At 60.2% G+C, this 6073-nt stretch carries 8 protein-coding genes; 1 reads left to right on the top strand and 7 read right to left on the bottom strand.

Annotated features, from left to right (window positions below; all coding sequences use genetic code 11):
* From VJ604_RS11215 to VJ604_RS11185, 7 genes are all read right to left on the bottom strand, one after another.
* Window positions 1-792: polysulfide reductase NrfD family protein (locus VJ604_RS11215; protein WP_518517911.1), on the bottom strand; the 792-nt coding region annotated here is incomplete at its 3' end.
* A 2-nt stretch (window positions 793-794) separates the two neighbouring features.
* Window positions 795-1703, bottom strand: a complete 909-nt coding sequence (locus tag VJ604_RS11210) for a 4Fe-4S dicluster domain-containing protein (protein ID WP_324082524.1) — start codon at window positions 1701-1703, stop codon at window positions 795-797.
* Window positions 1704-1757: 54 nt separating this feature from the next.
* A complete protein-coding gene (locus tag VJ604_RS11205; protein WP_324082523.1) occupies window positions 1758-2213 on the bottom strand; it encodes a cytochrome c3 family protein in 456 nt (151 codons plus the stop codon).
* 132 nt (window positions 2214-2345) lie between these two features.
* On the bottom strand, window positions 2346-2513 hold the full coding sequence (locus VJ604_RS11200) for a hypothetical protein (RefSeq protein ID WP_324082522.1): 168 nt from the start codon (window positions 2511-2513) through the stop codon (window positions 2346-2348).
* Window positions 2514-2590: 77 nt separating this feature from the next.
* Entirely contained in the window at window positions 2591-2836 is a 246-nt protein-coding gene (locus VJ604_RS11195; RefSeq protein WP_324082521.1) for a hypothetical protein, read from the bottom strand.
* 74 nt (window positions 2837-2910) lie between these two features.
* Window positions 2911-3297: a response regulator gene (locus VJ604_RS11190; protein ID WP_324082520.1), complete on the bottom strand. Its 387-nt coding sequence runs from the start codon at window positions 3295-3297 to the stop codon at window positions 2911-2913.
* Between the two features lie 150 nt (window positions 3298-3447).
* Complete coding sequence (locus tag VJ604_RS11185; protein WP_324082519.1) at window positions 3448-3684, bottom strand: hypothetical protein; 237 nt, start codon at window positions 3682-3684, stop codon at window positions 3448-3450.
* 566 nt (window positions 3685-4250) lie between these two features.
* Here VJ604_RS11185 and VJ604_RS11180 point away from each other — a divergent pair.
* A complete protein-coding gene (locus VJ604_RS11180; RefSeq protein ID WP_324082518.1) occupies window positions 4251-5666 on the top strand; it encodes a sigma-54-dependent transcriptional regulator in 1416 nt (471 codons plus the stop codon).
* The last annotated feature ends 407 nt before the right edge of the window (window positions 5667-6073 follow it).

Below are 6073 nucleotides of genomic sequence, written 5' to 3'. Positions count from 1 at the left end.
GGTGGCGATGGTGGAGACGGTGATCACCATGCAGAGGCCGCCCGGCAGCGAGGAGACGAAGAAGTGCAGCCACTGGAAAGAGGAGGAGTACCAAAGCGGGTGTACCTTGCCCGGTGCGTAGGTGAAGAGCGCGCCCAAGGCCCCCTGGTGCAGGGTGGACAGGATGATGCCGGCCACGGTCAGGCCGAGGGTGATCTTGCGCACGGCGGCCTTGCCGGCCGGCAGCCCGATCCACTCGAAGAAGCCCTGGGAGACCTCCAGGATCTGCACGGAGAGGTAGGTGGAGACGTGCCAGGCGACCAGGAAGAGGACGGCGGCCGGGCCGAAGGAGACCACCATCGGATACGGCAGGCGCCAGGGCTGCCCCAGGTCGACCAAAAGGTACATGACGGCGAAGAAGTAGCCCAACAGGCCGTTCAGCAGCGCCAGCCGCTCGATCGGCTCCAGGTCGTGCCGCCCGAAGATCTCGCAGGCGGTTCCCAGCTGGAAGCCGGAGGAGGAGAGGGGCACCATGCCGAACAGGCCGAAGCCCAGCCACAGCCCCCAGGGATAGTCGTAGGAGCCGCTGCATCCCCAGGCCAGGCCGAAGAAGAAGCGGCCGATGATGGTCGGGATGCCGATGGCGAAGATCACCGCCAAAAGCCAGTTGAAGGGGTTACGGATCGCCTGTGCGAGATACTGCTGCAGGGAAAGCCCCAGGAGCAGCTTGTTCATGATGGTGCGCTTCTCGCCGTTCTCGTGGTAGGGCGAATCCATCGCGGTCGCAAATCCTTGTTGGATGAATTTTTTCATGGTTAGTGGTCCTCCTCCCTGGTTTCAGTATCATGCCCGTGTCCGTCTTGCCCCCCCTTGGAGAGCAGGTGGATCCCCGAGAAGAGCGCCGGCCAGATGGAGAGCACCATCGGGACCATGCCGAGGAAGTCCTTGACGTTGGAGATGATCGGGTCATTGGAGAGCGTGGTGTCGAAGCCGATCTTGTCGAACGAGGTCCGGGAGAGGTAGAGCCAGCTGGTGCCCCCCACTTCCTTCTCGCCGTAGACGTGGTCGTAATAGCGCTCGGGGTTCATGCGGATCCGCTCGTGCGCAAGCTTGATGAGATCGGCGCGGTGCCCGAAGGTGAGCGCCTCCTGGGGGCAGATCTCCACGCAGGCGGGGGGCTTGCCGACCTTCAGCCTGGTGTCGTAGCAGAGGATGCATTTCTTCACCACCGGGTTGGTCACGCTCTCGTAGCTGTAACCCGGCACGTTGAAGGGGCAGGCGATCATGCAGTTGCGGCAGCCGACGCAGACCTTGGAGTTGTAGATGACCGCCCCTTCCTTGGTCTTCGTGTAGGCGTTCACGAAGCAGGAGGTGAGGCAGGCCGGCTCGTTGCAGTGGTTGCACTGCACCTTGCGGTAGACCGGGCCGCCGGCGGACTTCTTCTCGTACTCGTTCACCACGGTGTAGGCCGTGGAGGTAGGCCGCCTGGGCTCTTCGAAGACCGACTTGTCGTCGAACGAGCACTGGGGTGCGGGGAGCTGCTGCTCCTTGTTGCAGGCCGCCTCGCAGCTGCGGCAGCCGACGCAGCGAGTGGTGTCGACCAGCACGCCCATCGATTCCGGGTAGCCCTCGAACGAGCCGCTCGCCCATCCTTTATTGGTCTTGCCGAGCGTGATGGTTGCTCCGCCAATAATGCAAGCTTTCAGGAAATTTCTACGTTTCATCGCGGTTCTCCTTCGATTCGTGATGGACTTGTGGTCGTTGGTTGCGATGGATCGCTATTCCGCCTTGGCGTGGCCTGCCTTGCCTTTCTTGTCGGCATCGTAGAAGGCGTTCCCCGACGCGGTGCGGGGATGGCAGTCCTGGCAGCCGGTGGGCCCGGCACCCTTCTTCTCGTGGCAGCCCAGGCAGTTTTCGTGCATGGCTCCCTTGATCCCCATCACGTCCAGGTGGAAGCGCTGCTTGTTCTCGCTCTTCGCGGCCAGCGATTCCGGCGAGAAGGGCTTGGCCGAGTGGCACCCCTTGCAGGAGACCACCTTGGTCGGGCTCGAGTTGGAGTGGCACTTGGCGCAGTTGGGGTCGGTGACCAGCGTGCCGGTGGTGTGGTGGTGGCAGTCCGAGCACTCCTTGATGATCTGGATGTGCTTTGCGTGGTCAAAGCTGAACGGTTTGTACAGCTTTCCATTCTGGTTGAGGGTGATGACGTCCGGGGCCGAGAGACAGGAGGCTGTCATCGGGAGGGACGCCGAGATCGACAGTACTAACGCGCCGAGTATCAAAGGTTTGTAAGAGGGCATGTCTCTCTCCTGCAGGAGCGGGGAGCCTGTCGGGCCCGACCCTGGTAGTGTAGTGGTGTTGCCGTGACGTCAGTGCGACTGGCTGTTCTCATCCTGCTCCCGCTTATGCAGGTAGCGGTAGAACATCGGGAAGCCGATGAAGAAGGCGATGCAGATGAGGTACTCGACCCCTTTGATGTACTGGTAGAAGTCCACCAGCGTGAAGACTTCCCGTATCTGTCCGAATTGCTCGAGCATGGCATGCTCCTTTTAAATTGGGATGTTGGCCCCGGGAAGGGGCGGGCGGCCGCCAGGGCCGCCCCCTGCCTTGGTCGTCAGTTGTTCCTGACGCGCGACTTCTCCTGCTCCTTGCTGACGCCCTTCAGCATCCCGTACAGGGTCATCATGGCCGGGATCAGCTGGACCACCAGCACCAGGGCGCAGAAGCCCAGGAACACGAAGATGCCGATCTTGCTGATGAAGACCTTGTTGGTGGACGCCGCATGGGCGTTGGCCGTTGCCAGCATGGTGATGAGTGCCGCGTTGATTGCCGTCGCCAGTTGCCTCATGTTCGTTTTCATGACCTTCCTCCTTTGACTGTTGGGTGACGCTGTCATTTCGATGGCCGGGGCGCCGGGCGCCTTCCCGCCGTTTTCTAAGTCGGCTGCAGTCGGACACTTTCGAATGCGCACTGTACCGCCTGGCGGATCTCCTCGCGGTCCTCGGCATTGACCGGTTTGAGGGCGTGGTAGAAGATCCCCTCGCTTCTGAGTTTCCTGATCAGCGGCATCGAGGTGTCCGCCGCCACCAGGATGATGGTGAGTTTGCGGTTGCACTGCTTTAAGAGCGGGATCAGCTCGGCGGCGGTCAGCTCGTCGAACTTGGTCCCCAGCAGTACCACCTGGGCCGTCTTCTTGAGGATGCCGGAGAGGGCGCTTTCCACCGAGTTGGTGACGATGACGTTGTAGCCGAACTCGATAAACATGGAGGCCATCTGTTTCCGGCAGTCCATATCTTCATCCACGATGAGCAGTCCTTGCATAGCTTTGCCCTCATACGAGTTAACCTTTGCCTTGCCCGGCCCGTTGCCGTGATAGCTGAACTCTCTTTACGCGGGCCGAAGCGGGAAAGCTCCGGTTGTGACTTCACCGATGTTCTGGCCTGACTGCAACTGGTACCTCGCTTGCCGGCGTCACTTGCCCGCCGTCGCCTTCTCGGACTCGGCCGCCCCCGTGGAAAAGAGACCCTTCAACATGCCGCAGAACAGGGCCATGCCGGGGAGCAGTTGGAACAGGACGATGAGGGCGCCAAAGGCGATGAAGAAGGTGGTCAAAAGTCCCATCCCTTCGGGATGCGCTCCTCCTGCGGATGCCATAGCCTGGGTGCCGGTGATCACCAGTGACAGTAGCGTTGCGGTTATGACTTTCATGGCATTCTCCTTTCCTTCAGCAGGCTGCTTTCGCCCGATGGCAGGTTTTGATCGTTTGCAAATGCTAATAGCATGGAGCGTGCCACGATGATCATTATCTGTAAGGTGCTGAAAAACCTTGCTGATTTTGCCGTGGTGTTCTGCCCGTGTTGGTTCCCGGCTCCCCCGCTGTATATGCCGTCTATACATGCCGAAGGTGCGGCGCAGCCGTTAAAGGCGCATTTTGACTGGATTTACGGGAATCACTGGGCGCCGGGGGGGTGTATGGAGAGTACATACACCTGCACAGAAGGGCTGGAAAGGGAGGCGGTATGGGGTGGCAAGTTGCCGATAAGACGGGTTTATTACTGTCTAAAGCAGCGCGTCCAGACTCAGAAGATCACCCGCTGACTGTATGGGTGAGGCAGGTCTCATGACTTTCTATTGACAATTTTCTCGATGTAAGAGATGATTGATTTAATATGACTTAACTCTGCCTCGGCCTCTGGCTGAGGGGAGCCCCAGTGAGAGTCGTGGCCGAACGTGATTCAATGGAATTCAATTGGATAGCTCAACATGGTGGGTCTATGAACATTCTAGTTGTTGATGACGAAGCTGTAATCAGGGAGGGCCTTACCCGCATACTGGAAGCAGACTCCTTCGATGTGGAGACGGCCAAGAACGGTCACGCGGCAATCGAGCTTTTACAGCAGAAGGAATTCTCCCTCATCATCACCGACCTCAAGATGCCGGGCATGAGCGGCTTTGAGGTGTTAAACGCCGTGAAGATCCTGCAGCCCGAGACCCCGGTCATCATGATCACCGGTTTCGCCACCGTGGAGACCGCGGTGGAGGCCATGAAGAACGGCACGGTCGACTACATCGTAAAGCCCTTCACCCCCGACCAGATCCTGGAAAAGGTGCACAAGGCGCTCTCGCAGAAGAAGAGCTCGCCGGACGACGTCTACATCGCCAAGGAGATCGACTGCCACCACGGCTTCGACCAGTTCGTGGGGGAAAGCCGGGAGATGCAGAAGGTCTACCGCCGCATCATCCAGGTATCCGCCACCGACTCCACCGTGCTGATCACCGGCGAGAGCGGCACCGGCAAGGAGCTGGCCGCCCGTGCCATCCACAAGAACAGTTCGCGCCGCGACCAGCCCTTCGTGGCGGTCGACTGCACCGCGCTCGCCGAGAACCTCCTGGAGAGCGAGCTCTTCGGCCACGTGAAGGGCTCCTTCACCGGCGCCATGCAGACCAAGATGGGCCTGTTGATGGTGGCCGACGGCGGCACCCTCTTCCTGGACGAGGTCTCCAACATCAGCCTCTCCACCCAGGCCAAGCTCCTGAGGGTCCTGCAGGAGCGCCAGGTAACCCCGATCGGCGGCACCCAGCCGGTCTCCTTCAACATCCACCTGGTGGCCGCCACCAACAAGAACCTGAAGACCATGATCTCCGAAGGGAAGTTCCGCGAGGACCTCTACTTCCGCCTGAACATCATCCCGCTCGACCTCCCGCCGCTCCGTGAGCGCAAGGGGGACATCCCGCTCCTGATCCGGCACTTCTTCAACAAGTTCACCCAGGAGGTCGGCAAGGACCTGAAGGGGTTCGCCCCGGACGCCATGGAGTTCCTGGAGAACTACTCCTATCCCGGCAACGTGAGGGAGCTGGTGAACACCATCGAGCGCGCGGTGGTGCTCGCCGAGGGGAGCGTCATCCAGAAGGAGAACCTGGAGCTTGCCGAGGCCTGCGCGGACGCGCCGGCCGGCTTCGAGGGGTACGTGCCGACCACTGCCGAGGACCTCAAGGAGATGAAGCGGCAGATCCGGGACCGCTCGGTGGAGAGCGTGGAGAAGGCCTTCGTGATGAACGCCTTGAGGCGCAGCAACTGGAACATCTCCCGGGCGGCCGAGGAAACCGGCATGCTGCGTCCCAACTTCCAGACCATGCTCAAGCGCCTCGGCATCTCGGTGAAGGACTACTTCGAGAAGGGGACCAGCTGATCCCTTTCGTGTTATTGCCGCCTGTTCCTTCTGAAGCCGGCTTGGCTTGTTCACCCCTCCAACCCTCCTCCCTGCCAGACAGCTCCTCCTCCCGAAAGGGGGGAGACTGGGAGGGGGGAGCCATGCCCGCGCTGCCAGCGCCGTTCCCCCTCCCCAGCCCTCCCCCTCCGGGAGAGGGAGCTGTCGGTACTACAAGGTACATAATGCAAAGCAGGCGGGGGGCACTGTCTTTTTTGCGCGATGCCTAAGTCGTTACTTAGTATTCTTCCTCCCTAATCACCCTACAAACCTCCAATCAAGCCTCCTGCGTTGCTCACAGTAATACTCGTCACTTTGAATAATTAATCCCTTTGCAATGGTATACACAATCGCAACGTCTTCATTATTGTATGAAAAGATTAATATGA

The sequence above is a fragment of the Geomonas sp. genome (assembly GCF_035254065.1).
Classification (GTDB): domain Bacteria; phylum Desulfobacterota; class Desulfuromonadia; order Geobacterales; family Geobacteraceae; genus Geomonas.
This window is presented reverse-complemented; position numbering and strand designations above follow the sequence as displayed.